This is a genomic window from Arthrobacter globiformis (assembly GCF_030817195.1).
Taxonomy (GTDB): domain Bacteria; phylum Actinomycetota; class Actinomycetes; order Actinomycetales; family Micrococcaceae; genus Arthrobacter; species Arthrobacter globiformis_D.
In genome coordinates, this window is the sequence record NZ_JAUSYZ010000001.1 from 3,360,177 (window position 1) to 3,382,795 (window position 22,619).

Here is a 22,619-nt window from a genome sequence, read left to right on the forward strand (position 1 = left end):
CCGCCCCCACCCAGCATCACCGCAGCTGCAGCAGCACCCATCAACTTCCGTTTGAAAGGCAACACCCCATGAAATTCGTCAACGGCACCTCCGCAGACACTTACGACGTCGTCGTCGTCGGTTCCGGTGCGGGAGCACTCACCGCGGCGGCCACCGCCGCCCGGGCCGGCAAGTCCGTCGTCGTCCTCGAAAAGAGTGACCTCCTGGGCGGGACCTCCGCCGTATCCGGAGGCATGCTGTGGGTGGCGGATAACCACCACGCACGGAAGGCGGGGATCACCGATTCCAAGGCAGCGGCCGCGGAGTACGTGCGGGCCGTCGCCCGCGGCAGGGGCAGGAAGGAACTGCTGGACGCTGCGCTGACCTACGGCGACCAGATGCTCCGCTTCGTCGAGGCGGAGTGCGGCGTCCGCTTCATCTTCCTCGACAACTTCCCCGATTACCGGCAGGATCTCCCCGGAGCCGTGACGGGCGGCCGCACGGTGGAGCCCGAGCTGTTCAACAGCACCGAGGCGCTGGGCGCACTCCGGGCGCACGTGCGCAGTGATGGCCGTGCCCCCTTCACCATGCAGGAATACGAGGAGTGGGGCGCCTTCACCAAATTCCCCTGGGACGACCTGGCCGGCCGCCAGGACGACGGCCTCGTGGCCAAGGGACAGGCCCTCGTTTCCATGCTGCTCGCCAGCCTGGTCCGCGACAACGCCGCGCTCGTCACCGGGGCGCGCGGGCACCGGCTGCTCACCGATGGCGGCCGGGTGGCCGGCGTCGAACTGGAAACCGGCGAGGCGTTCCATGCCCGCGACGGCGTGGTGCTGGCGACGGGCGGCTTCGAATGGGACAAGGTCCTGGCCGATTCGATGCTCGCGTCCCGGCTCTACACGATGTGCTCGCCGCCATCGAACACCGGCGACGGGCTGCGGATGTCTCAGCGCATCGGCGGCCAGACCCGCGGCACCCGCGAAGCCTGGTGGGCACCGATGTCCGTCACCGGCGACACCCGCGACGGGCAGGCGATCGGCACCCTGCTGCGGTTCGAACGCCAGGGCCCGGGGTCCATCATGGTGAACCGCCACGGCCGCCGCTTCGCCAACGAGTCGCAGAACTACAACGACCTCGCCCGCAGCCTGCAGTCCTGGGACTCCGCCGCCAACCGCACACTGAACACCCCGGCGCACGTGATCGTGGACCACGGCTACCTGGAGCGCTACGGCATCCTGGCCCACCGCGCAGGCCAGCCGACGCCCGATTACCTGATCGAAGCTCCCACGCTGGCTGAACTCGCCGCGAAGATCAACGTTCCGGCGGAGAACCTGGAAGCCACAGTGGCCCGGTTCAACGAGTTCGCAGCCAGGGGCGAGGACCCCGACTTCGGGCGCGGCGAAAGCGCCTACGACAAGTACTGGGGCGACGCCGACTGCCCGTGGCCGAACCCCTCGCTGGGCCCGCTCGAGGCCGGCCCCTTCTACGCGCTGGAGGTGGTGAACGGCGCCTTCGGCACCAACGGCGGCGTGGCCACCGACGGGTCGGCCCGCGTGCTCGACGTCGACAACCGCCCCATCCCGGGCCTGTTCGCCGCCGGGAACACCACCGAAAACGCCTACGCGGCAGGTTACCCCGGAGCCGGTGCCACCCTTGGGCCCATCATGACCATGGGCTACCTCGCCGGCCGGACCCTTGCCGGCCAGTCCCCCGAATATGTTTCTGCGGCGCCGTCACCGGTGGTCGAGCTTGTCGAGACCGGTGCCTGAGATGATTCGCCACACTGTGCTCTTCCAGTTCAAGCCCGACTTCCCGCCGGCCGCCCGGCAGGCCTGGATTGACGGGCTCAACAACATGGCCGGAAAGATCCCCGGCATGCTCAGCCTCAGCCACGGCCCGGACGTCCTGAACACCGAACGCTCCTTCGACTACGCCATCGTGGCCGACTTTGAACGTGTCGAGGACATCGCCGTGTACAACACACACCCACTTCACGAGCCGCTGAAGGCGTACTCGTTCCCCAACAGCCAGCAGATCCTTGCGGTGGATTTCCACCTCCCGGACACCCTGCCGGCGGCCATTGAGACAACGCAGTCTTAAGGAGATTCCCGTGACCACTAGCCCATCACCCCAAGCACCAGAGGCACTGCGGAAAACGCCCCGGAAGGCCGCCCTGGCATCCTTCCTCGGCAGCACGCTGGAGTACTACGACTTCTTCATCTACGGCACCGCGGCAGCCCTGGTGTTCCCCCACCTGTTCTTCCCCTCCGCGGACCCGGCCATCGGGCTGATCGGCGCCTTCGCCACCTTCGGCGTCGCATACGTGGCGCGGCCTGTTGGCGGACTGGTGATGGGCCACTTCGGCGACAAACTGGGCCGTAAGAAAATCCTGCTGCTGACCCTCGGCATCATGGGCCTGGCGTCCCTCGGCATCGGTTTCCTGCCCACCTACGAACAGCTCGGCGTCTGGGCCCCCATCCTGCTGGTGGCGGGCCGGCTGGCGCAGGGCTTCTCCGCCGGCGCCGAATCGGCGGGCGCCTCGACGCTGACGCTGGAACACTCACCCGAAGGCAGGCGCGGGTTCTTCACCAGCTTCGTGATGACCGGGTACGCCTCCGGCATGGTGCTGGCCACCCTGGTCTTCATTCCGGTTACGTCACTGCCCCGGGAGGCCATGATGAGCTGGGGCTGGCGCATCCCGTTCTGGCTCTCCATCGTGGTCCTCGCCATCGCCTACTGGGTCCGCACGCACCTGGACGAAACCCCGGTTTTCGAGGAGGCCCAGGAACGCCGCCAGGTGGCCCCGATGCCCATCAAGGAAGTGCTCCGCTTCCAGGCCGCGGATGTGCTGCGGGTGGCGGGAATGTCCATCATGTCCGTGATGCAGACCATCTTCACGGTGTTCGGACTCGCCTACGCCACGTCCGGCGCCGGCTTCGACCGGGCGTCCATCCTGACCGTGAACGCCGTGGCCATTGGCCTGTCGATGTTCGCCATGCCGCTGGCGGCCAGGTTGTCCGACCGGATCGGCCGCCGCCCCCTCCTGCTGACCGCCGCGATCGGCTGCTCCGTCACGATCTTCCTGTACTTCCTGGCCCTCTCCTCCGGCAACATTGTGCTGGTGTTCCTTGCCGCGTTCCTGAACATGACGGTGCTGTACTCGGGCTTCAACGGCGTCTGGCCGGCATTCTTCGCCGAACAGTTCGCAGCGCCCGTCCGCTACTCCGGCATGGCATTGGGCAACCAGTTCGGCCTGGTTCTCGCCGGCTTTGGCCCGATGATCGCCGGGATGCTGCTGGCCCCCGGAGCCTGGGGCTGGGTGCCGGTGGCCGTCTTCGGCACCGTGTGCATGCTCATCGCCGCAGGATCCGTATTCTGGTCCCGGGAGACTGCCGCCACGCCCATCGGCGAACTCGGCGGACCGTACCTGGCTGGCACCGCACGCCGGCGGCAGGCCGAGGCACAGCAGCCCGCCCTCGAGCACCGCTGAGCCGACGCACGGCTTCCGGCGGGGTGGGGACGCAGCTCAGCAGCCGCTCAGTGAACGCCGCGGCCGCTCCTGCCGGTAGTAATAGCGGGACACTTCACAGAAACCTGCCCGGGAGTACAGCTCCCGGGCAGCGGTGTTCGACGCCATCACCAGCAGCCAGTAACCGGCCAGTCCCCGCGCCGCTCCTGCGCTGAACAGGCCCTGCTGGACCCGGGTGGCGTAGCCGCGGCGTCGGGCATCGGGCCGGGTGGCCACGCAGTACAGCCCACCCCAGCTGCCCGGCGCGCCGGGGCCGGCAGTCCCGCCGGGAACAACGGCAAGGCGTCCGACGGCGGCCGGCCCGCCGTCGTCGTCCCTCACCAGGGCGTACAGCGCCGGGCAGCCGGTGAGGATGGCACGGGCAGTCTCCAGTTCCGCGGCGGCGCCGCGGCCGTCAACGGACCACCACAGCTCCAGCCATTCCGCCGATGGTTGCCCGGTAATTTCGACGCCGGCGCCAGGTTCCGGAGCATCCCCGCCGGCCGCAGGTGCCACCTCAGCCGCACGCGCCATGATCAGCGTCTCGGACTGCCGGGTGAAGCCTTCCTCATCCAGGACGGCGTTCAGCGCAGAGCTGCCGGGAGTGTCGAAAACCTGAAAGATCACCGGCAGCCGGCGGCCCCGGTACCAGGCCCGCGCCTCCCGCAGCGCAGCGAGCCGTCCATCCCGGGTGCCTCGGGGCTCCGAACGCGGCCAGACGGAGTTGGCACGCTGGGTCACTCCGGCGGCGGCGCGGAGAACCCAGCCGCCGGACAGCTCCCGGTCCGGCGCAGGCCAGGCGGCGTCCATCAGTACATCCAGTCCGACGTCCAACCCGGGGATTGTCTGCCGATCCATCGGATTCCTCCTTCCGCCTGGGACAGCAAAGGCTCCCCGGTTTCCCGGAGAGCCCTTACTGACGTTCAGGTCACTCTACTTGGCTGCGTCCTCGGCCTTTTGGGGTACAGGCTCGGCCTTCTTGGCCTCGGGCTTGAAGTCGACGCCGGCCTCCTTGCGCTGCTGCACGGTGATGGGAGCCGGGGCGTCGGTCAGCGGGTCGTGGCCGCCGCCTGACTTCGGGAAGGCGATGACGTCGCGGATCGAGTCCACCCCCGCCAGCAGCGCCACCACGCGGTCCCAGCCGAAGGCGATGCCGCCGTGCGGCGGGGCGCCGTACTTGAAGCCCTCCAGCAGGAACCCGAACTTCGTCTGGGCATCGGCCTTGTCCAGGCCCATGAGCTCAAAGACGCGCTCCTGGACTTCGCGTTCGTGGATACGGATGGATCCGCCACCGATCTCGTTGCCGTTGCACACGATGTCGTAGGCGTAGGACAGGGCAGCCTCCGGGTCCTGGTCAAAGGTGTCCAGGAACTCCGGCTTCGGCGAGGTGAAGGCGTGGTGCACCGCGGTCCACTGGCCAGCGCCCACAGCCACGTCGCCCGACGCCACCGCGGCAGCGGCGGGTTCGAACATGGGGGCGTCCACCACCCAGCAGAAAGCCCACGCGTTGGGGTCGATCAGGCCGGTGCGGTGCCCGATCTCAACGCGGGCAGCACCCAGCAGCGCGCGGGACGGGGTCTTCTCGCCGGCAGCGAAGAAGATGCAGTCGCCCGGCTTGGCGCCAACAGCGTCGGCCAGGCCGGCGCGTTCGGTCTCAGTGAGGTTCTTGGCCACGGGGCCCGCGAGCTCGCCGTCCTCCTTATAAAGGACGTAGGCCAGGCCCTTGGCGCCGCGCTGCTTGGCCCATTCCTGCCATGCATCGAGTGCGCGGCGGGCCTGCGAGGCACCGCCGGGCATGACGACGGCACCGACGTAGGGAGCCTTGAAGACGCCAAAGTTGGTGTCCTTGAAGAACTCGGTCAGTTCGGTCAGCTCCTGGCCGAACCGCAGGTCGGGCTTGTCCGACCCGAACCGGGCCATGGCGTCGGCGTAGGTGATGCGCTGGATCGGCGTCGGGATTTCGACGTCGATCAGGTTCCAGACAGCCTTGACGATGTTCTCGCCGAGCCGGATGATGTCGTCCTGCTCGACGAAGCTGGCCTCGATGTCGAGCTGGGTGAACTCGGGCTGGCGGTCGGCGCGGAAGTCCTCATCGCGGTAGCAGCGGGCAATCTGGTAGTACTTCTCGAAGCCGCCCACCTGCAGGAGCTGCTTGAACAGCTGCGGCGACTGCGGCAGCGCGTACCAGGAACCCGGCGCCAGGCGTGCGGGGACCAGGAAGTCACGGGCGCCTTCCGGCGTCGAACGCGTCAGGGTCGGCGTCTCAATTTCAACGAAGCCCTCTTCGTGCAGCAGCTCGCGGGCCACGCGGTTGGCCTCGGACCGGAGGCGGATGTTGCGGCTGGGGCCGGGGCGGCGCAGATCCAGGTAGCGGTGCTTGAGCCGGGCTTCCTCCCCCACTTCCACGTGCTCATCAATCTGGAAGGGGAGGGCGTCAGCGGTGTTGAGGATGACGACCTTGTCCGCCATGACCTCCACCTCGCCTGTGGCAAGGGCAGCGTTCTCGTTGCCTTCCGGGCGCTTGGAGACCGTACCGGTCACCTGGAGCACGTATTCGTTGCGCAGCCCGTGGAAGACCTCTTCCTCCCGGACCACCACCTGCGCCACGCCCGAGGCGTCACGCAGATCGACGAATGCGACACCACCGTGATCACGACGGCGGCCAACCCAGCCTGCCAGGGTTACGGTTTGTCCAATGTGCTCGGAGCGAAGGGATCCGAGGTCATGTGTGCGCAGCACAGCATTCCTTTCAGAAGGAAGACAGAATGAAGTTCAAATACGATCGTTGCGGAAACGATCCCGTCCGAGTTTACCCGTTTGAAAGGTTCCTGCCCCGCCATGACCAAGCACCAGCCACTGCAACGAAGGCTCGGTGTGGCCGACGCAACAGCCATCGGGCTCGGATCCATGCTCGGGGCCGGCGTTTTTGTCGTCTTCGCACCGGCTGCCCGGCTGGCCGGAGAGCTGCTCCTCGTGGCCATAGCCCTGGCCGGCGCCGTGGCCTACTGCAACGCCGTCGCCTCGGCCCAGCTCGCGGCAAAGTATCCACAAAGCGGCGGCACGTACGTCTACGGGCGGAAGCAACTCGGCGAGTGGCCCGGCTTCCTCGCCGGCTGGGGTTTCGTGACCGGCAAGTCGGCCTCCTGCGCGGCCATGGCCCTGACCTTCGGCCAGTACGTTGCGCCGGGGTACGCCACCCCTGTGGCCATCGCAGCGGTCGCCGCACTGACCGGCGTGAACCTGCTGGGCATCACCCGGACTGCCTTCCTGACGCGCATCCTGCTGGCCGTGGTCCTGGCGACCCTGGCCTTCGTGGCCGCCGCGAGCATTCTGGGACCGCATGTTCCCGACGGCGCGACAGTTTCCGGACAGGCCGGCAGCGGCTGGGGCATCCTGCCCGCCGCAGGCCTGGTGTTCTTCGCCTTTGCCGGGTACGCGCGCATCGCCACGCTTGGCGAGGAGGTGAAGGACCCGGCGCGGGTCATTCCGCGCGCCGTCCTCGGGGCCCTGGCCGGCGCCCTGGTGATCTACCTGCTGCTGGCGGCGCTGCTCCTGGCGCATCTTCCGGTGCACGTGCTGGCCTCCTCCACGGCGCCGCTGCTGGACGCCGTGGAACAGTCCCGGCTGGCCGCCGGGGCACCGGCCGTCCAGGCAGGCGCCGCCGCCGCCTCGCTCGGCGCTCTGCTCGCCCTCATCACCGGGGTGGGACGCACGGCCATGGCGATGGCCCGCGAACGCGACCTCCCGGGTCCCCTGGCCAGGGTGGGCGGTCGCCATCCGGTGCCGGTAACGGCCGAACTGGCGGTGGCCGCCGTCGTCGTTCTGTTGTTGCTGACCACCGACGTGCTGACGGTGGTCGGCTTTTCCAGCTTCGGCGTCCTGCTGTATTACGCCGTGACGAATGCCGCCGCGTTCACGCTCAAGGACCGGCCCCGGCACGCGCCCAAGTGGCTGAACGCCGCAGGGCTGGCCGGGTGCCTGGTCCTGGCATTCACCCTGCCGCCGGCCTCTGCCCTCGGCATGGCGGCGGTGATGGCCGCCGGACTCGCCGGCCGCGCCGCCGTCCTGGCGTTCCGGAAGCGGCGGCTGCGGCAGCCCGGGAAGCGGTAACTCAGGAAGCGGGCGCTCAGGAAGCGGGCGCGGCGACGACCTGGACGTGAATGTCCTCGTCCGACGGCGTCCACGTCGCCGGATCGGCGTCCACCTGCACGCCGGAGCGGATGTCCTTGACCTGGTGCTTGCCGTCCTCGTCCGTGAACCAGACGAAGGGGATGCCGCGCCGGTCCGCGAACTTGATCTGCTTGCCGAACTTCTCTGCCTTGGCGGCCACCTCGGCGGCGATGCCGCGGCTGCGCAGCTCCGTGGCCACGTCCTGGGCCTCGCCCCAGCTCTCGTCCGAGGTGAGCGCCACAAACACCGCCGTGGGCACGGAACGGGAAGCCTTGGCCAGGTCCTGGCTGAGGATGCGCGAGACCAGCCGGGTCACGCCGATGGACAGTCCGACGCCGGGGAACTTCCGGTTGCCTTTGCTCGCCAGGGCGTCGTAGCGGCCGCCGGAGCAGATCGAGCCGAGCTGCTCGTGGCCCACCAGGACGGTTTCCACGACAGTTCCGGTGTAGTAGTCCAGTCCGCGGGCAATGCTAAGGTCCGCGACAACCTTGCCGGGGACCCGCTTCACGGCCGCCTCGATCACCTGTTCGAGTTCGTTCAGGCCCTCTTCCAGGAGGTCGTTGCTGACCCCGAGCGAGCGGACCTGCGCAACGAAGGACGTGTCCTCGGTCTTGATGCCGGCCAGCTTCAGGGCCGCCTGTGCCTGCTCGTCGGTGGCGCCGAGCTCGGACTTGAGGAGTTCAGCCACCTTGTCCGGTCCGATTTTCTCCAGCTTGTCGATGCTGCGCAGCACTCCGGCGGTGTCGGGCAGACCGATGCCGCGGTAGAAGCCCTCCGCAAGCTTCCTGTTGTTGATGCGCAGCCGGAACTCCGGAATCGGGAGGGCGCCCAGCGCCTCGGCGATGACCAGGGCGATCTCGACGTCGTAGCGGAAGGGCAGCTCGCCGTCGCCCACCACGTCGATGTCCGCCTGGGTGAACTCGCGGGCGCGGCCTTCCTGCGGCCGTTCCCCGCGCCAGACCTTCTGGATCTGGTAGCGGCGGAACGGGAAGGCCAGGTAGCCGGCGTTTTCCACGACGTACCGGGCGAAGGGCACGGTGAGGTCGAAGTGCAGGGCCAGGGCGTGCGGATCGTGCTTGCCCTTCGCGTCCTCTCCCTCATCGTCCTGGAGCCGGCTCAGCCCGTAGACCTCTTTGTCGATCTCGCCCTTGCGCAGCAGCTGGCCGACAGTTTCCACGGCGCGGGTCTCGATGGAGCCGAAACCGTGCAGCTCGAACGTGCGGCGCAGCGAGTCCAGGACATGCTGCTCCACCAGCCGCTCCTCGGGAAGCCACTCGGGGAATCCGGACAGGGAGGCGGTGCGTGCCATGGTGGAGTTTCTCCTCAGGTAAACGAAGGCCGGAGCCGCTGCGCCATGTTCCGCGTCGCTATTTGAATCAAACAGCTGCGGCAGCGGCGGGAGTCCAGCCTGTTCTGCATAAACTTATGTGCGGCAGTCAGTTTATGCTTTCGGCGCCTGCATCTCTAATGCGGGAGACCGGCGGTGGCGGGCTGCCGCAGTTCAAATCTGCAGCAGCGCAATCTGCAGCCGGGGATGCCTTCAGGGGCCTGCCCGGGCAGTCCGATCGATGAGGAGGACCCGTGGCGGCCAGTCCACGCGAAACACGCGAAGCCAAGAGGCGCATCCAGCAGATGGAAGCCAAACGCGAGCTTCGGCGTGACCAGGAGAAGCGCCGCAAGCGGGACAACCTGGTAGCGGGAGGTGCGGCGGCCGCAGCGGTGGTGCTCGCCGTCGTGCTTCAGCTGACGGTGTTTGCCGGGAACCCCACCGAAGAGGAATTTGCTGCTGCCGAGGCTGGCCTTGCCACGCCGTCAGCCTCCCCTTCCGCCTCCGCCACTCCGACTGCGGCGCAGACGAACGCGGCGAACATCCCCAAGCCCGCGACGGCGGCCGGCAAGACGTTCACCGGCTCACTGAAGCTGAATAGCGGCACCTTGGGCGTGCAGCTGGACGGCTCCAAGGCCCCGCAGGCAGCCGCCGTGTTCAAGTCCCTGGCTGACCAGAACTACTACAAGGGCATCAGCTGCCACCGGCTCACCACCGCCGAGAACTTCGGCGTCTTGCAGTGCGGCTCCAAGACCGGCGATGGCCAGGGCGACCCCAATTACACCTGGGGGCCGCTGGAGAACACGCCGGCAGACAACAAGTACCCTGCCGGCACCATTGCGGTGGCCCGCACGGGCAACAACGCCTACGGCAACGGCACGCAGTTCTTCATCGTCTACAAGGACACCGTCATCCCGGCCGACTCCGCCGGCGGCTACACCATCGTGGGCAAGGTGACGTCGGGCCTGGATGTCGTGACGAAGATTGCGGCTGCCGGTCTTAAGACCGGCGAAAGCGACACGGACGGCGCACCTGCGGAAGCAGTCACGATAGACTCGTTTTCTCTGAAGTAGGAACGTTGTGGCGCCAGCCGCCACGGGCGACCTATGAACGAGTATCTTCCTCCAAGCGAAAGACTTTTAGCGGTGACAGACAGTCAGAAATCCGACGAAACAGCAGCCGAAGTGACCGAGGTCCAGGCTTCCCCCGAATCAGTGGAAACGGCACAGTCCGTGGATACGGCCGAGCCTGCGGAGGCGGCGGGGCCGGCGGGTGAGGCGCAGGCCGACGCCCCGCAGCCCGAAGAGGCTGCGCCGGCGGAGGCTGCGCCGGCGGAGGCTGCGCCGGAGGTGACTGCGCAGCCCGAGGCGACGCAGGAAAGCCCGCAGCCCGAAGCTGCGCAGGAAGCACCGGCACCTAGCCCGGCACCGTCACCGCGTCCGACGCCGGCACCCCGGCCCGCGCCGACGCCGGCAGCGTTTGCTGGCCGGCCCAAGGCCGGCCCTGCTGCCACTGTAGCGCCGGTGCAGGCACCGCCCGCCACGTCGCTGGCCGAAGCCGCCCGTTGGGGCCGCGTTGAGGGCGACGGCCACGTGTTCCTGACCATCGACGGGGAGGAGCACCCGGTCGGCCAGTACCCGGACGTCAGCAACGACGAGGCCCTGGCCTACTTCGCACGGAAGTATGACGACGTCGTCGCCCAGATTGTCCTGCTGGAACAGCGCGTGGCCTCGAAGGCCCCGACCACGGACATGCAGAAAACCGTGACGCACCTGCGCGAGCAGCTCGCTGAACGGAACATGGTGGGCGACATCCGCTCCGCGGAGGGCCGGCTGGACACCCTGTCCACCCAGATCACCGAGCTGGAGAAGGCGGAAAAGGCACAGCACGACGCCGTTCGAGCCGCCGAACTGGCCGCCCGTGAGGCCATCGTGGCCGAGGCCGAGGCCATCTCCGGCACCGATCCGGCCCAGGTGCAGTGGAAGACGTCCAGCGCGCGCATGAACGAGCTGTTTGAAAGCTGGAAGACCGCGCAGAAGAGCGGAGTACGGCTGGGCCGCAGCAACGAGGACGCACTGTGGAAGCGTTTCCGTGCCGCCCGGACCGTCTTTGACCGGCACCGCCGCGCCTACTTCTCCCAGCTGGACAGCAACAACTCGGCGGCGAAGGCTGCGAAGGAGAAGTTGATTGCGGAGGCCGAGGCGCTGTCGACGTCCACCGACTGGGGCTTCGCCGCCGGCGAATACCGCCGGCTGATGGACGAGTGGAAGGCATCGCCGCGTGCCAGCCGCAAGGATGACGACGCTCTGTGGGCCCGGTTCCGCGCCGCGCAGGACGTCTTCTTCAGCTCGCGCCAGGCTGCCAACGACGAGATCGACCAGGAGTACGCCGCCAACCTTAGGGTCAAGGAGGCGCTCCTCGAGGAGGCATCGTCCATCGTTCCGGTCAAGGACATCGCGGCCGCCAAGAAGGCCCTGCAGTCCATCCACGACCGCTGGGAAGTGGCCGGCAAGGTTCCGCGGGCGGACATGGGCCGGATCGAAGGCGCGTTGCGCCGGATCGAGGATGCAGTCCGCCAGGCCGAGGACGAGAAGTGGCAGCGCTCCAACCCGGAGACCAAGGCGCGAACCAACAGCGCCTTGAGCCAGCTCGAATCCGCCATCGCCGGCCTGAAGGATGACCTGGCCGACGCAGAGAAGGCAGGCGACCAGCGCAAGATCAAGGCCGCAAGGGAAGCCCTTGAAGCCCGCCAGGCATGGCTGGACCAGATCCAGCGGTCAGCGAGCGAGCTCTCCTAGGCAGGATCTGCTCTCCTCAGCAGGACGAGGAAAGGCCCCGTTCCGGTTATCCACATAGCCGGAACGGGGCCTTACCCGTTAAGGCCGCTTCCGGCAGGATGACGGAATGGCACCGTTCTCGCAGCCCCCTGTTTCGCAGACACCTGCATTCCAGGCCCATGCCTCCCAAGTCCGGGGCGATTCCCCGTGTCCGGACTCCCCCGCACAACTGCTGGAGCTCTATTCGCCGGGGCTGCCCTTCACTTGGCCCGAGCTCCAGTCCATGGCGGCCGACGGTGTGCTCACCCAGCTCTATCAGCACGGCTACACGGTTCCCGGGACTGCAGCCTCCCCGCAGCTGCGGGCACGCGCCGCGGCCCACGGGGTTCCGGCCCCGGTCCGGCGGCGCGTGGTGGCGGGCAGGATGACGGCGGCCTGGATTTACGGCTGCGCCCGCGAGCCGGACCGGCTGGCCCTCCTGGTGGACGCCAAACGCCGGATTTCCAGCCTTCGCTCCACCCGCGGCTGTACGCTCCACGAGGTCCGGCTGGGTCCGTTCGACGTCGTCAGCCTGGGCGGCCTGATGGTCTCCAGTCCGCTCCGGACAGCACTGGACATCGCCTTGCATGTGGAGACCGAGAGGGCAGTTCCGGCCCTGCGGCTGCTCCTGGCGAAGCCCGAACTCGACGTCAGGCTCCGGCTCCTGGTGCTGGCGGTCGAGGCGATGCCCCGGCTGCCGCACAAGAACGCAGCCCTGGAGAAGCTCTCGCTGCTAGCTTCTCCGGCGGTTGCCCGTGGTCCGGTAGACGTCGAACACCCCGTCGATCCGACGTACAGCACTGAGCACGTGGCTGAGGTACTTGGGGTCGCCCATCTCGAAGGCAAACTTTGAGATGGCCACGCGGTCCGTGGACGTGTGCACACTGGCGGCCAGGATGTTCACGTGGTTCTCGGAGAGCACACGCGTCACGTCGGACAGGAGGGACTTCCGGTCCAGAGCCTCTACCTGGATCTCGACGAGGAAGACGCTTGACTGCGTCGGCGCCCAGTCGACGTCGACGATCCGGTCAGGCTGGTCCTTCAGGCCTGCCACGTTGGTGCAGTCCGTCCGGTGCACCGACACGCCCGAGCCGCGCGTGACGAAGCCGAGGATCGGGTCCGGCGGGACAGGCGTGCAACAGCGGGCCAGCTTCACCCAGACGTCGCCCACGCCGCGAACCACCACGCCCGAATCCGAGAACCGGGCCTTGCTGACCTGGGTGGGAATGCTGACTTCGGTGAGGTCATCATCGGGTGTTTCATTGCCGCCCAGGCTCTCCACGAGCTTTTCCATGACGGACTGCGCGGAGGTGTGGCCGTCGCCCACTCCGGCATACAGCCCGGAAATGTCGACGTACTTGAAGTCCTCGGCCACGGCGGCCAGCGCGTCGTGCGTCATGAGGCGCTGCAGCGGAAGGTTCTGCTTCCGCATGGCGCGGGTCAGCAGCTCCTTGCCGCGGTCTATCGCCTCTTCGCGGCGTTCCTTGCTGAACCACTGCCGGATCTTGTTTCGTGCCCGGGCGCTCTTGACGAAGTGCTGCCAGTCCTGGCTCGGGCCGGCGCCCTCGGCCTTCGAGGTGAAGATCTCCACCCAGTCGCCATGGTTGAGTTCGCTGTTGAGCGGCACGAGCTTGCCGTTGACCCGGGCTCCGATGGTGCGGTGGCCCACCTCGGTGTGCACGGCATAGGCGAAGTCCACCGGGGTGGAGCCGGCCGGCAGCGCCATGACCTCGCCCTTGGGGGTGAACACGAACACTTCTCGGGCGTTGATCTCGAACCGGAGCGAGTCAAGGAACTCGCCGGGATCAGAGGTTTCCTGCTGCCAGTCCACCAGGGAGCGGAGCCAGCCCATGTCGCCGTCGCGCGGGCTGCCGGGTCCGGTTGCTGTCCGGTTCGGCTGGTCCTTGTACTTCCAGTGCGCGGCCACACCGTACTCGGCGCGGCGGTGCATCTCGTGCGTGCGGATCTGGATCTCAACCGGCTTGCCGCCGGGGCCGATCACCGTGGTGTGCAGGGATTGGTACATGTTGAACTTCGGCATCGCGATGTAGTCCTTGAACCGGCCAGGCAGCGGGTTCCAGCGCGAATGCAGGGTGCCCAAGGCGGCGTAACAGTCGCGGACCGAGTCCACCAGGACGCGGACGCCCATGAGGTCGTTGATGTCGTCGAAGTCCTTGTCCCGGACGATCATCTTTTGGTAGATCGAGTAATAGTGCTTTGGCCGGCCGGTGATCGTGGCCTTGATCCGGGCCGTGCGCAGATCGTCGGCGATCTGGTTCCGGATCACGCTGAGGCTCTTTTCGCGCTCCGGCGTGCGGTCCCCCACCATGCGGACGATTTCCTCGTACACCTTGGGATAAAGCGCCGCGAAGGACAGGTCCTCGAGCTCCCACTTGATCGTGTTCATACCGAGCCGGTGCGCCAGGGGTGCGAAGATTTCCAGGGTTTCCCGGGCTTTGCGGGCCGAGGACTCGGCGGACACGAACCGCCACGTGCGCGCGTTGTGCAGCCTGTCCGCAAGTTTGATCATCAGGACCCGGATGTCCTTGGCCATGGCCACGACCATCTTGCGGACGGTCTCGGACTGGGCTGCCTCGCCGAAGCTGACCTTGTCCAGCTTGGTAACGCCGTCAACCAGCATGGCGACTTCAGGCCCGAAATCCGCCCGGAGGTCCTCAAGGGTGTAGGGCGTGTCCTCCACGGTGTCGTGCAGCAGTGCCGCCGCCAGCGTGGTGCCGCTGAGTCCCAGCTCGGCGAGGATCGTCGCGACGGCGACGGGATGGGTGATGTAGGGGTCGCCGCTCTTGCGCTTCTGCCCGCGGTGGCTCTGCTCCGCGACCACGAAGGCACGCTGGATAAGGTCGAAGTCTTCCTTGGGGTTGTTCGCCCGGACGGTCCGCAGCAGCGGCTCCAGGATGGGCGAGTACGTCGCGGTGCTGCGGCCCGTCAGACGAGCCAGGCGGGATCTCGTGCGCTCACGCCGGCCCGGGAAAGTGGGCCGGACACCGGAGTTGTCCACGGGCACACCGGGCGCCGGGCGCCCTGCAGCCACCAGACCAGTCTGCTGTCCCTGGCCCGGACCGTTGCCTCCGGCTGCCGTTGGCGCCGACGTCGAACCTTCTTCCAATGAAGTACCCCTCACGACCCGTTTAATTATCCCAGTCTATTCCCGCTCCGGGTCTACCGATAACCGCGTCCGTCACCAAAGCGCAGCCCGGTACAAAGCCCGGCACCTGGACGGCCCGACGCGACTAAGACAGGCGCTAACGCAAGGACCGGACGCCGTCGCGGTGACGGCATCCGGTCCAAGGGCGGGGCTCTACGCTTTCGCGGGCGCCCCAGGCACTACACGCCCTAGGCTTTCGCGGGCTCGGCTGCTGCAGCCTTGGCGGCAGCATCAGCGCGGCGCTGCTGAACACGCTGGGCCTGCTTGACCAGTGGCGCCTCACCCTGGCGCAGCCAGGCATACATCGGGGCCGCAATGAAGATCGTCGCAGCCGTGCCGATCAGGATCCCGACAAACAGGGCCAGCGAAAGGTCGCGCAGGGTTCCCGCGCCCAGCAGGCCGGCCCCGATGAACAGGATCGCCCCGACCGGAAGGATGGCCACCATCATGGTGTTGATGGAGCGGACCAGGGTCTGGTTGACGGCCAGGTTGACTTCTTCACCGAACGTCCGGCGCGTGGAGGAGTCGATATCGGCTGTGTTCTCACGGATCTTGTCGAACACCACCACGGTGTCATACAGCGAATAGCTAAGCACCGTCAGGAACCCGATGATCGCCGACGGCGTGACCTCGAAGTCGCTCAGGGCGTAGACACCGGCCGTAATGAACATCGTGACGAGCATGCCCACGATCGCCGAGAGGGACATCTTCCAGGTCCGGAAGTACAGGGCCATCAGGACCGTCGCGAGGGCAACGAAGACCACGAGGCCAATCAGGGCCTGCTTGGTGACGTCAGCTCCCCACGTGGGCCCGACAAAGGTGGAGGTCACCTCATTGTCAGTCACGCCGTAGGCCTTGGTGAGGCCCTCCTTGATCTTGAGGGTCTCGTCATCGGAGAGCTTGTCCGTCTGGATCCGCATGGTGGTTCCGGCGACGTTGGCGACGCGCGGCACGCTGCCGGGAACAACGTCGTGGACAGCCTTCTCGCCGACGGATGCTTCGGTGGTCTTGACGTTGGACACCGTGAACTCGGAACCGCCGCGGAACTCAATACCGAGGTTGAAGCCGCCCTTGACCGCCGGGATCAGGATGGACAGCGCAACCAGCACAGCGGCCACGGCGAACCATATCTTCTTGGACCCGACAAAGTCGTAGGAACGCTTGCCCGTGTAGAGCTCGTTACCAAATTTCGCGAAACTGGACATTACTTGCCCTCCTTGGCCGGGCCCTTGGAGGAACCGGCGAGCTGCTCCTGCTGCTCCGCGCGGCGGCGTTCAGCGATGGTCATCCGGCGCTCAGCCTCAGCCGCGGCGCCGGTGTTCTTGGCGCGCACCACTGACGGCTTGTCCTCGGGACTGCGGAGCCTGCCGGCGCCGCGATAGAGCGGCACCGCGCCGAGACGCTCAGGGTCAAGGCCGGAGAACTTGTGGCCTTCGCCGAAGAACCGGGTCCTGGCCAGCTGCTGCAGCGTGGGGTGGGTGAACATGAAGACGACGATGAGGTCGGCGATGGCGGTCAGGCCGAGCGTGAAGGCAAAGCCCCGCACGTTGCCGACAGCCACGAAGTACAGCACCAGTGCAGCCAGGAGGTTGACCGCCTTGGATGCCAGGACGGTCCGCTTGGCCCGCTTCCAGCCGTTCTCCACCGCCGACACCAGGCCGCGGCCTTCGCGGAGCTCATCACGGATGCGTTCGAAGTACACGATGAACGAGTCCGCTGTCTGGCCGATGGCCACGATGAGGCCGGCAACACCGGCGAGGGACAGCCGGTAGTTTTCGGTCCAGCCCAGAATGGCAATCGCCAGGTACGTCAGTGCGCCAGCCACCACGAGGGAAAGAATGGTGACGAAGCCCAGCGCCCGGTATTGGAACAGCGAGTAGACAACCACCAGCAGCAGGCCGATCAGGCCCGCGAGGAGGCCCATCCGGAGCTGCTCACCACCGAGGGTGGCGGAGATCTGCTGCTCGCTCTGGATGTCGAAGCTGATGGGCAGAGCACCGAACCGAAGCTGGTCGGACAGCGCCTTGGCGGACTGTTCCGTGAAGCCGCCGGTAATCTGCGGGCGGCCGTCGGTGATCACGGCCTGGGACCGGGGGGCCGAAATGACCTGGTCATCCAGGACGATGGCGAACTGCGACTTGGGATCGCTGCCGGTCTCACCGCCTGCAGCAACGTAGAACTGGTTGAGGCGTTCGGTGACCGTCTTGAACTTGGCCGTCCCCTCCGCGTTGAACTGGATGTTCACAGCCCATTCGTTGGTGACGGCACCTTGGGCGCCCTGCTGGAGCTGGAACGTCGAGCCCTGGATCTCCACACCCTTGACCTCGACCGGACCCAGGATGTACTTGATCGCTGGCGTCTGGTCCGTGGCAGGCTCGCAGGTGACCAGCGGCTTGGCCGGGTCGGATCGTTCCTGCTTGTCCTGGGCCGGGTTGTCACAGTCAAGGGCTTCGAACTGCTTCTGGACGTCCGCGGTAATCCAGTTCGAATCGCTGGCGTTCGTCGGTTTGGCCGTCGGCTTCGGCAGCTGGGCAGCAGGTGTCCGCTCGGCGGCAGGAACCGCTGCCCCGGCGCCCGTGACGAGGACGGGGCGGAAGTTCATGTCCGCGGAGGCCTGGATGAGGGCGCGGGTCTCCGTGGACGGGGTGCCGGGAAGGCTCACCACCACGTTGCGGCCGGACTGCGTGCTGATCTCAGCCTCAGCGACACCGGAGCCGTCCACACGCTGGCGGATGATGGCCACCGCCTGGTTGAGCTGCTCCTCGTTGATGTCCGAGCCACCCTCAACCTTGGGTGCCAGGATCATCTGGGTGCCGCCCTCGAGGTCAAGGGCAAGCTTCGGGCTCCAGCTGGCAACCCCGGACATTGTGCCGCCCGCAAGGACGGCCGTCATGGCAGCCAGGATTACGCCAAGCCAGACCAGCACCCGAAGGGATGGTTTATTGCGGCCAGTTCGTGCCATTGCCTATCTTTCTATTAATTGCGGAGGGCCGCCGGAGCGAGCTTTGTCGCACCCGGCGGCTCCGCAGCCGTAGACAGCTGTGCTGCGCGGAAGCGGCGGACTAGAAGTCCTTCTTGCCCTCGTCATTGAGGCGCTTGAGGGTTTCGTCCGGAGTCTCGTCGGCCCTGCCGGCCTTGGCCTCAGGGGCCAGCGGTTCCTCGGCCGTCAGTGCTGACGCGTCGTCGGGAACGGCCTGGGTCTCGGCGGCGGGTTCCACGATCTTGTTCACCGCCTGGCGGTGGACGGTGGCCAGGTTGCCGGGCGAGAGCTCCAAGACAACCTTGTTCTCCGCCTCATCAATCGACACGATGCGGCCGAACAGTCCGAAGCTGGTCATGACCTCGATGCCGGGAGCGAACTCCGACTGCAGCTTGGCCTGCTGCTGCTGGGTCTTCTTGTTGCGGCGGAACATCATGAAGATGAAAACGCCGAGCATGACGAACAGCAGAATGGTCATGATGTCGATGCCGCCGCCGGCCTGCGGCTGGGCCTGGGCACTAATATGTCCGAACAAGTGAAGTTCCGTTCTGTACTTGCGTAGCTGGTTGACAGCGACGTCCGCTTTGCGCCGCGCTGCCCGCCCAGACGCGGGAGACCGGCCGCAGGCGGCCCGCCGTAGCGGGACACGGAAACAAAGCCCGGACGTGCCGAGCGTCTTTCCAGTCTAGAGGGAAAAGCTGGGAAGGCGCTGCTACTGGGTGCTGGAAACCCATTCGGATGACGATTCTTCGTCGTCCGGCCGGGCCTCGAAAAGATCCAGGGTTTCCTGGCCAAAGACCCCCGCCGGTACGGCCAGCCCCAGGTGGGTCCAGGCCGGTGCCATGGCGATCCTGCCCCTCGGCGTCCTGCCCAGCAGCCCCTCCCGGACCAGATACGGCTCGGCGACCGTCTCCACGGTCTCCGGCTCCTCCCCCACGGCGATGGCCAGGGTGGACAGGCCCACGGGGCCGCCGCCGAATTTGGTGATCAGCGCCTCCAGCACTGACCGGTCCAGCCGGTCCAGCCCGCGCTTGTCCACTTCGTACATGTCCAGCGCGGCGGAGGCGGAACGGGCGTCAATCTGTTCGATCCCGTGGACCAGCGCCCAGTCCCGGACCCGCCGCAGCAGCCGGTTGGCGATGCGGGGGGTGCCGCGTGACCGTCCGGCGATCTCAGTAAATCCGGCCGAATTGACCTTCAGGTCCAGGAGGCCGGCGGACCTGCGCAGCACCAGCTCCAGCTCCTCCACCGAATAAAACTCCAGGTGGCCCGTGAACCCGAACCGGTCCCGGAGCGGACCGGGCAGGAGTCCGGCACGCGTGGTGGCACCCACCAGCGTGAAGGGCGGCAGCTCCAACGGAATGGCCGTGGCGCCGGCGCCCTTGCCCACCACGATGTCAACGCGGAAGTCCTCCATGGCCATGTAGAGCATTTCCTCGGCCGGACGGGACATCCGGTGGATTTCGTCCAGGAAAAGGACTTCACCCTCAGACAACGAGGAAAGTATGGCGGCGAGGTCGCCGGCGTGCTGGATGGCCGGACCGCTGCTGATCCGCAGCGGCGCATTCATTTCGGCCGCAACGATCATGGCGAGCGTGGTCTTGCCGAGGCCGGGGGGTCCGGAAAAAAGGACGTGGTCGGCGCTGCGCCCGCGCATCCGGGATGCCTTCAATACGAGGGAGAGCTGTTTGCGGACCCTGTGCTGGCCCACGAAGTCATCGAGGTTCTTGGGCCGGAGCGCCGCCTCGATGGCCCGCTCCTCCGGCTCTTCTCCCCCGGCGACCAGGGACGGCTCAGCCACGGCTGCCTACCCTGTTGCCCGCCCGGGCGCCATCCTGGCCCAGCCAGCGCAACGTGGTGCGCAGGATCTCGGCAACGTTGCCTTCGCCGGCAAGTTCCGGCGCATCTGCCAGGGCCTTGTCGATGCTGCCCGTGGCGTCCTTTTCGGACCAGCCCAGGCTGGTCATGGCGGCCACAACCTGCGGCTTCCAGACGCCTTCCGATGACGCAGCCGGCGCTCCCGCGGGAGCCGCCGTGCCGTGTGGAACCAGTTTCCCGGCGAGTTCCAGCACGATGCGCCCGGCAACCTTCGGGCCGATGCCGGGGACCTTGGTGAACGTCTTGCTGTCGCCGGTGTGCGCCGCGACCCGGATGGCCTCTGGATCGTGCACCGCGAGGACCGCGAGGGCGAGCCGCGGACCCACTCCGCTGACACTGAGCAGAACGTCGAAAACTTCCCGTTCGTCGTCGCTCGCGAAGCCGAACAGGGTCAGGGAGTCCTCGCGGACGATCAGGGAGGTAAAAAGCTTCCCCTCTTCGCCGGTCCGCAGCTTGCTGAGCGTCTGGGGCGTCGCATAGACACTCATGCCCGCGCCGTTGAGGTCGATGACGGCGGTGGACAGTCCGACGTGCGCCACGGTTCCGCGGAGAAAACTAATCAAGGCCGGGGCTCCTGAACTTGCGCCGGCAAAAACCGACTATCCGAACATATCTACGAATACCCTAGCAAGGCCCGGCAACATTCAGCGCGCGCGGCGCGCCTTCGCCTCAGCCTCGGCCCAGGCGCGCTGCGCCGGAGTCAGTGACTGGCTGCCGGGACCGGTGGTGGCTACACTGGCGCCGCTGCCTGCCCGCCACGCGTGCGTGATGGCGAGGGCCAGGGCGTCCGCCGCGTCCGCGGGACGCGGCGGAGCATCGAGCCGGAGAATCTTCGTGACCAGCTTGGTGACCGCTTCCTTGTTCGAGGATCCGCTGCCCGTCACCGCCGCCTTGACCTCCGACGGCGTGTGCAAAGCCACCGGAATGCCGCGCCGGGCCGCGGCGGCAATCACGACGCCGGAGGCCTGGGCAACGCCCATGACCGTGCTGACGTTGAGCTGCGAGAAGACCCGTTCCACCGCGAGCACGTGGGGCTCGTATCGGTCGAGCCAGTCGTCGATGGCGAGGGCGATCACGAGCAGCCGCTGATCGAGCGTTTCCTCGGGTGACGTTCCCACCACGCCGACGGCCACCATGGTGGCCCGGCGATTCTTTTCGACGTCCACTACGCCGATGCCGCAGCGGGTCAGCCCGGGGTCTATTCCCAGTACGCGCAGCGTCACGTGCAACCGCCCCGGTCCGCCACGCGGAATATCACTCGGCTTCCAGTGCTGCCTGAACTTCGTCGCTGAGGTCAGCGTTGCTGTAGACGTTCTGGACGTCGTCGAGGTCCTCGAGGGCGTCTACGAGCTTCATGAACTTCTTGGCGGCGTCAAGGTCCAGCGGCACCTCCATGGAGGGCACGAACTCGGCCTCGTCGGTGTCGTAGTCGATGCCGGCTTCCTTGAGCGCATCGCGGACAGCCTGCAGGTCCTTCGGGTCCGAGTGGATCTCGAAGGTGTCCCCGTTGTCCTTGACTTCCTCGGCGCCGGCATCCAGCACGGCCATGAGGACGTCGTCCTCGGTGAGGTCGTTCTTGGGCAGGGTGACAACGCCCTTGCGGGTGAAGAGGTAGCTCACGGAGCCGGGGTCAGCAATGGTGCCGCCGTTGCGGGAGATGGCCAGCCGGACCTCGGATGCGGCACGGTTCTTGTTGTCGGTAAGGCACTCGATCAGCAGCGCGGAGCCCTGCGGGCCGCGGCATTCGTACATGATCTCCGTGTAGTCCACGACCTCGCCGGTGAGCCCGGCGCCGCGCTTGATGGCGCGGTCGATGTTGTCGTTCGGAACCGACGTCTTCTTGGCCTTGGTGACGGCGAGTTCGAGTCCGGGGTTTCCCGCGAGGTCCGGGCCGCCCATGCGGGCCGCGACTTCGATGTTCTTGATCAGCTTGGCGAACGACTTTGCCCGGCGGCTATCAATGATGGCCTTTTTGTGCTTGGTCGTTGCCCATTTGGAGTGGCCTGACATGCTTTACGCTTCTCCTCTGATCATGCGGATAAAAAGTTCATGCACGCGCTTCTCCCCTGTCACTTCCGGATGGAAGGAGGTGGCCAGCAGCTGGCCGGAACGCACTGCAACAATTCTAGCTGTCCCCTGCAGATCGGCCGCGTGGGAGGCGTGCTCCTGGTCGGCAGGTTCCACCTGCGCCAGGACCTCGACGCCGGGCCCGACGCGCTCAACCCAGGGGCCGCGGATGAACACCGCGTGAACCGGCGCCACGCCGTGTTCGGTGGCGCTGAACTCCAGGCCCTTGAAGTCGAGGTCGGTCTCGAAGGACTCACGCTGCCGGCCGAATGCGTTGCGGCGCACCGTGATGTCCAGGCCGCCGAAGGTCTGCTGGGGGTTGCCGGCGAGGTCTGCGGCGGGGTCGGCGATGTCGTGCGCCAGCAGGATCATGCCCGCGCACGAGCCGTACACCGGGAGGCCGTCGGCGATCCGCTGCCGCAGCGGCCCGGCAAGGTCGAAGGCGCGCGCAAGCTTGTCGATGGCCGTCGACTCGCCGCCGGGGATGATGAGTCCGTCGAGTCCGTCGAGCTCGGCGGGGCGGCGGACACCCACACCTGCAGCGCCCGCCGTCTCGACTGCCCGGAGGTGCTCACGGAAGTCGCCCTGCAGCGCCAGAACGCCGATGCGCAGCCCTGTGCCGGGCTTTTGGGGCACGCCGGCGGGGCGCGGAAGGGCGCTGGAAAGGGAATTGGTCATCTAAACAGCATAGTGTCCCGACGGCGGGCAGCCGCTCCCGCCGTCGGACG

At 67.2% G+C, this 22,619-nt stretch carries 19 protein-coding genes; 7 read left to right on the top strand and 12 right to left on the bottom strand.

What is annotated here, in order from left to right; all coding sequences use genetic code 11:
• Nucleotides 1–68: 68 nt before the first annotated feature.
• The 3 genes from QF036_RS15215 to QF036_RS15225 are packed head-to-tail and all read left to right on the top strand — an operon-like array spanning nt 69 to nt 3,469.
• Entirely contained in the window at nt 69–1,748 is a 1,680-nt protein-coding gene (locus QF036_RS15215; RefSeq protein ID WP_307103166.1) for an FAD-dependent oxidoreductase, read from the top strand.
• Nucleotide 1,749: 1 nt separating this feature from the next.
• Nucleotides 1,750–2,079, top strand: coding sequence for a Dabb family protein (locus QF036_RS15220; protein WP_307103168.1), 330 nt, complete (start codon nt 1,750–1,752; stop codon nt 2,077–2,079).
• 10 nt (nt 2,080–2,089) lie between these two features.
• On the top strand, nt 2,090–3,469 hold the full coding sequence (locus QF036_RS15225; protein ID WP_307103170.1) for an MFS transporter: 1,380 nt from the start codon (nt 2,090–2,092) through the stop codon (nt 3,467–3,469).
• A 36-nt stretch (nt 3,470–3,505) separates the two neighbouring features.
• Here QF036_RS15225 and QF036_RS15230 read toward each other — a convergent pair whose 3' ends face one another.
• Both QF036_RS15230 and aspS read right to left on the bottom strand, forming a co-directional pair.
• Nucleotides 3,506–4,345 (bottom strand): GNAT family N-acetyltransferase, encoded by an 840-nt coding sequence (locus QF036_RS15230; protein ID WP_307103173.1) that lies wholly within the window; start codon nt 4,343–4,345, stop codon nt 3,506–3,508.
• Between the two features lie 75 nt (nt 4,346–4,420).
• Nucleotides 4,421–6,226, bottom strand: coding sequence for an aspartate--tRNA ligase (gene aspS, locus QF036_RS15235; protein WP_307103175.1), 1,806 nt, complete (start codon nt 6,224–6,226; stop codon nt 4,421–4,423).
• Between the two features lie 99 nt (nt 6,227–6,325).
• Here aspS and QF036_RS15240 point away from each other — a divergent pair, with 99 nt between their 5' ends.
• Nucleotides 6,326–7,597 (top strand): APC family permease, encoded by a 1,272-nt coding sequence (locus QF036_RS15240; RefSeq protein ID WP_307103177.1) that lies wholly within the window; start codon nt 6,326–6,328, stop codon nt 7,595–7,597.
• A gap of 16 nt (nt 7,598–7,613) precedes the next feature.
• On the opposite strand, the gene hisS is transcribed toward QF036_RS15240, so the two are convergent.
• Complete coding sequence (hisS, locus tag QF036_RS15245; RefSeq protein WP_307103179.1) at nt 7,614–8,966, bottom strand: histidine--tRNA ligase; 1,353 nt, start codon at nt 8,964–8,966, stop codon at nt 7,614–7,616.
• A 272-nt stretch (nt 8,967–9,238) separates the two neighbouring features.
• On the opposite strand from hisS, the gene QF036_RS15250 reads away from it, so the two are divergent.
• The 3 genes from QF036_RS15250 to QF036_RS15260 all read left to right on the top strand — a co-directional run bounded on the left by QF036_RS15250 (nt 9,239) and on the right by QF036_RS15260 (nt 12,653).
• A complete protein-coding gene (locus QF036_RS15250; protein ID WP_307103181.1) occupies nt 9,239–10,057 on the top strand; it encodes a peptidylprolyl isomerase in 819 nt (272 codons plus the stop codon).
• Between the two features lie 72 nt (nt 10,058–10,129).
• Entirely contained in the window at nt 10,130–11,782 is a 1,653-nt protein-coding gene (locus QF036_RS15255) for a DUF349 domain-containing protein (RefSeq protein WP_307103183.1), read from the top strand.
• A gap of 106 nt (nt 11,783–11,888) precedes the next feature.
• Nucleotides 11,889–12,653, top strand: coding sequence for a type IV toxin-antitoxin system AbiEi family antitoxin (locus QF036_RS15260; RefSeq protein WP_307103185.1), 765 nt, complete (start codon nt 11,889–11,891; stop codon nt 12,651–12,653).
• Here QF036_RS15260 and QF036_RS15265 read toward each other — a convergent pair.
• From QF036_RS15265 to pdxT, 9 genes are all read right to left on the bottom strand, one after another.
• Complete coding sequence (locus QF036_RS15265; RefSeq protein WP_306923928.1) at nt 12,534–14,927, bottom strand: RelA/SpoT family protein; 2,394 nt, start codon at nt 14,925–14,927, stop codon at nt 12,534–12,536. The two genes, QF036_RS15260 and QF036_RS15265, sit on opposite strands and share 120 nt — an antisense overlap.
• Nucleotides 14,928–15,154: 227 nt before the next feature.
• Nucleotides 15,155–16,171: a protein translocase subunit SecF gene (gene secF, locus QF036_RS15270; RefSeq protein WP_307103187.1), complete on the bottom strand. Its 1,017-nt coding sequence runs from the start codon at nt 16,169–16,171 to the stop codon at nt 15,155–15,157.
• Complete coding sequence (gene secD / locus QF036_RS15275; protein WP_307103188.1) at nt 16,171–17,928, bottom strand: protein translocase subunit SecD; 1,758 nt, start codon at nt 17,926–17,928, stop codon at nt 16,171–16,173. Before secD ends, secF begins: the two co-directional genes overlap by 1 nt.
• 100 nt (nt 17,929–18,028) lie before the next feature.
• Nucleotides 18,029–18,424, bottom strand: a complete 396-nt coding sequence (gene yajC, locus QF036_RS15280; RefSeq protein ID WP_307105942.1) for a preprotein translocase subunit YajC — start codon at nt 18,422–18,424, stop codon at nt 18,029–18,031.
• Between the two features lie 234 nt (nt 18,425–18,658).
• Complete coding sequence (gene ruvB, locus QF036_RS15285) at nt 18,659–19,747, bottom strand: Holliday junction branch migration DNA helicase RuvB (RefSeq protein ID WP_307103190.1); 1,089 nt, start codon at nt 19,745–19,747, stop codon at nt 18,659–18,661.
• A complete protein-coding gene (ruvA, locus tag QF036_RS15290; RefSeq protein WP_003800678.1) occupies nt 19,740–20,387 on the bottom strand; it encodes a Holliday junction branch migration protein RuvA in 648 nt (215 codons plus the stop codon). The genes ruvB and ruvA overlap by 8 nt, the downstream gene beginning before the upstream one ends.
• Before the next feature lie 81 nt (nt 20,388–20,468).
• Nucleotides 20,469–21,047, bottom strand: a complete 579-nt coding sequence (gene ruvC / locus QF036_RS15295; protein WP_003800677.1) for a crossover junction endodeoxyribonuclease RuvC — start codon at nt 21,045–21,047, stop codon at nt 20,469–20,471.
• A gap of 31 nt (nt 21,048–21,078) precedes the next feature.
• Nucleotides 21,079–21,834 (bottom strand): YebC/PmpR family DNA-binding transcriptional regulator, encoded by a 756-nt coding sequence (locus tag QF036_RS15300; protein WP_003800675.1) that lies wholly within the window; start codon nt 21,832–21,834, stop codon nt 21,079–21,081.
• A gap of 3 nt (nt 21,835–21,837) precedes the next feature.
• A complete protein-coding gene (gene pdxT, locus QF036_RS15305; protein WP_307103194.1) occupies nt 21,838–22,569 on the bottom strand; it encodes a pyridoxal 5'-phosphate synthase glutaminase subunit PdxT in 732 nt (243 codons plus the stop codon).
• Nucleotides 22,570–22,619: the final 50 nt, after the last annotated feature.

What these genes read in the sequence shown, in the direction of transcription:
- QF036_RS15215 (WP_307103166.1), top strand. Translation starts at nt 69, where the DNA reads ATGAAATTCGTCAACGGCACCTCCGCAGACACTTACGACGTCGTCGTC.
- QF036_RS15220 (WP_307103168.1), top strand. Translation starts at nt 1,750, where the DNA reads ATGATTCGCCACACTGTGCTCTTCCAGTTCAAGCCCGACTTCCCGCCG.
- QF036_RS15230 (WP_307103173.1), bottom strand. Translation starts at nt 4,345, where the DNA reads ATGGATCGGCAGACAATCCCCGGGTTGGACGTCGGACTGGATGTACTG.
- QF036_RS15240 (WP_307103177.1), top strand. Translation starts at nt 6,326, where the DNA reads ATGACCAAGCACCAGCCACTGCAACGAAGGCTCGGTGTGGCCGACGCA.
- hisS (WP_307103179.1), bottom strand. Translation starts at nt 8,966, where the DNA reads ATGGCACGCACCGCCTCCCTGTCCGGATTCCCCGAGTGGCTTCCCGAG.
- QF036_RS15260 (WP_307103185.1), top strand. Translation starts at nt 11,889, where the DNA reads ATGGCACCGTTCTCGCAGCCCCCTGTTTCGCAGACACCTGCATTCCAG.
- secF (WP_307103187.1), bottom strand. Translation starts at nt 16,171, where the DNA reads ATGTCCAGTTTCGCGAAATTTGGTAACGAGCTCTACACGGGCAAGCGT.
- secD (WP_307103188.1), bottom strand. Translation starts at nt 17,928, where the DNA reads ATGGCACGAACTGGCCGCAATAAACCATCCCTTCGGGTGCTGGTCTGG.
- yajC (WP_307105942.1), bottom strand. Translation starts at nt 18,424, where the DNA reads ATGACCATTCTGCTGTTCGTCATGCTCGGCGTTTTCATCTTCATGATG.
- QF036_RS15300 (WP_003800675.1), bottom strand. Translation starts at nt 21,834, where the DNA reads ATGTCAGGCCACTCCAAATGGGCAACGACCAAGCACAAAAAGGCCATC.
- pdxT (WP_307103194.1), bottom strand. Translation starts at nt 22,569, where the DNA reads ATGACCAATTCCCTTTCCAGCGCCCTTCCGCGCCCCGCCGGCGTGCCC.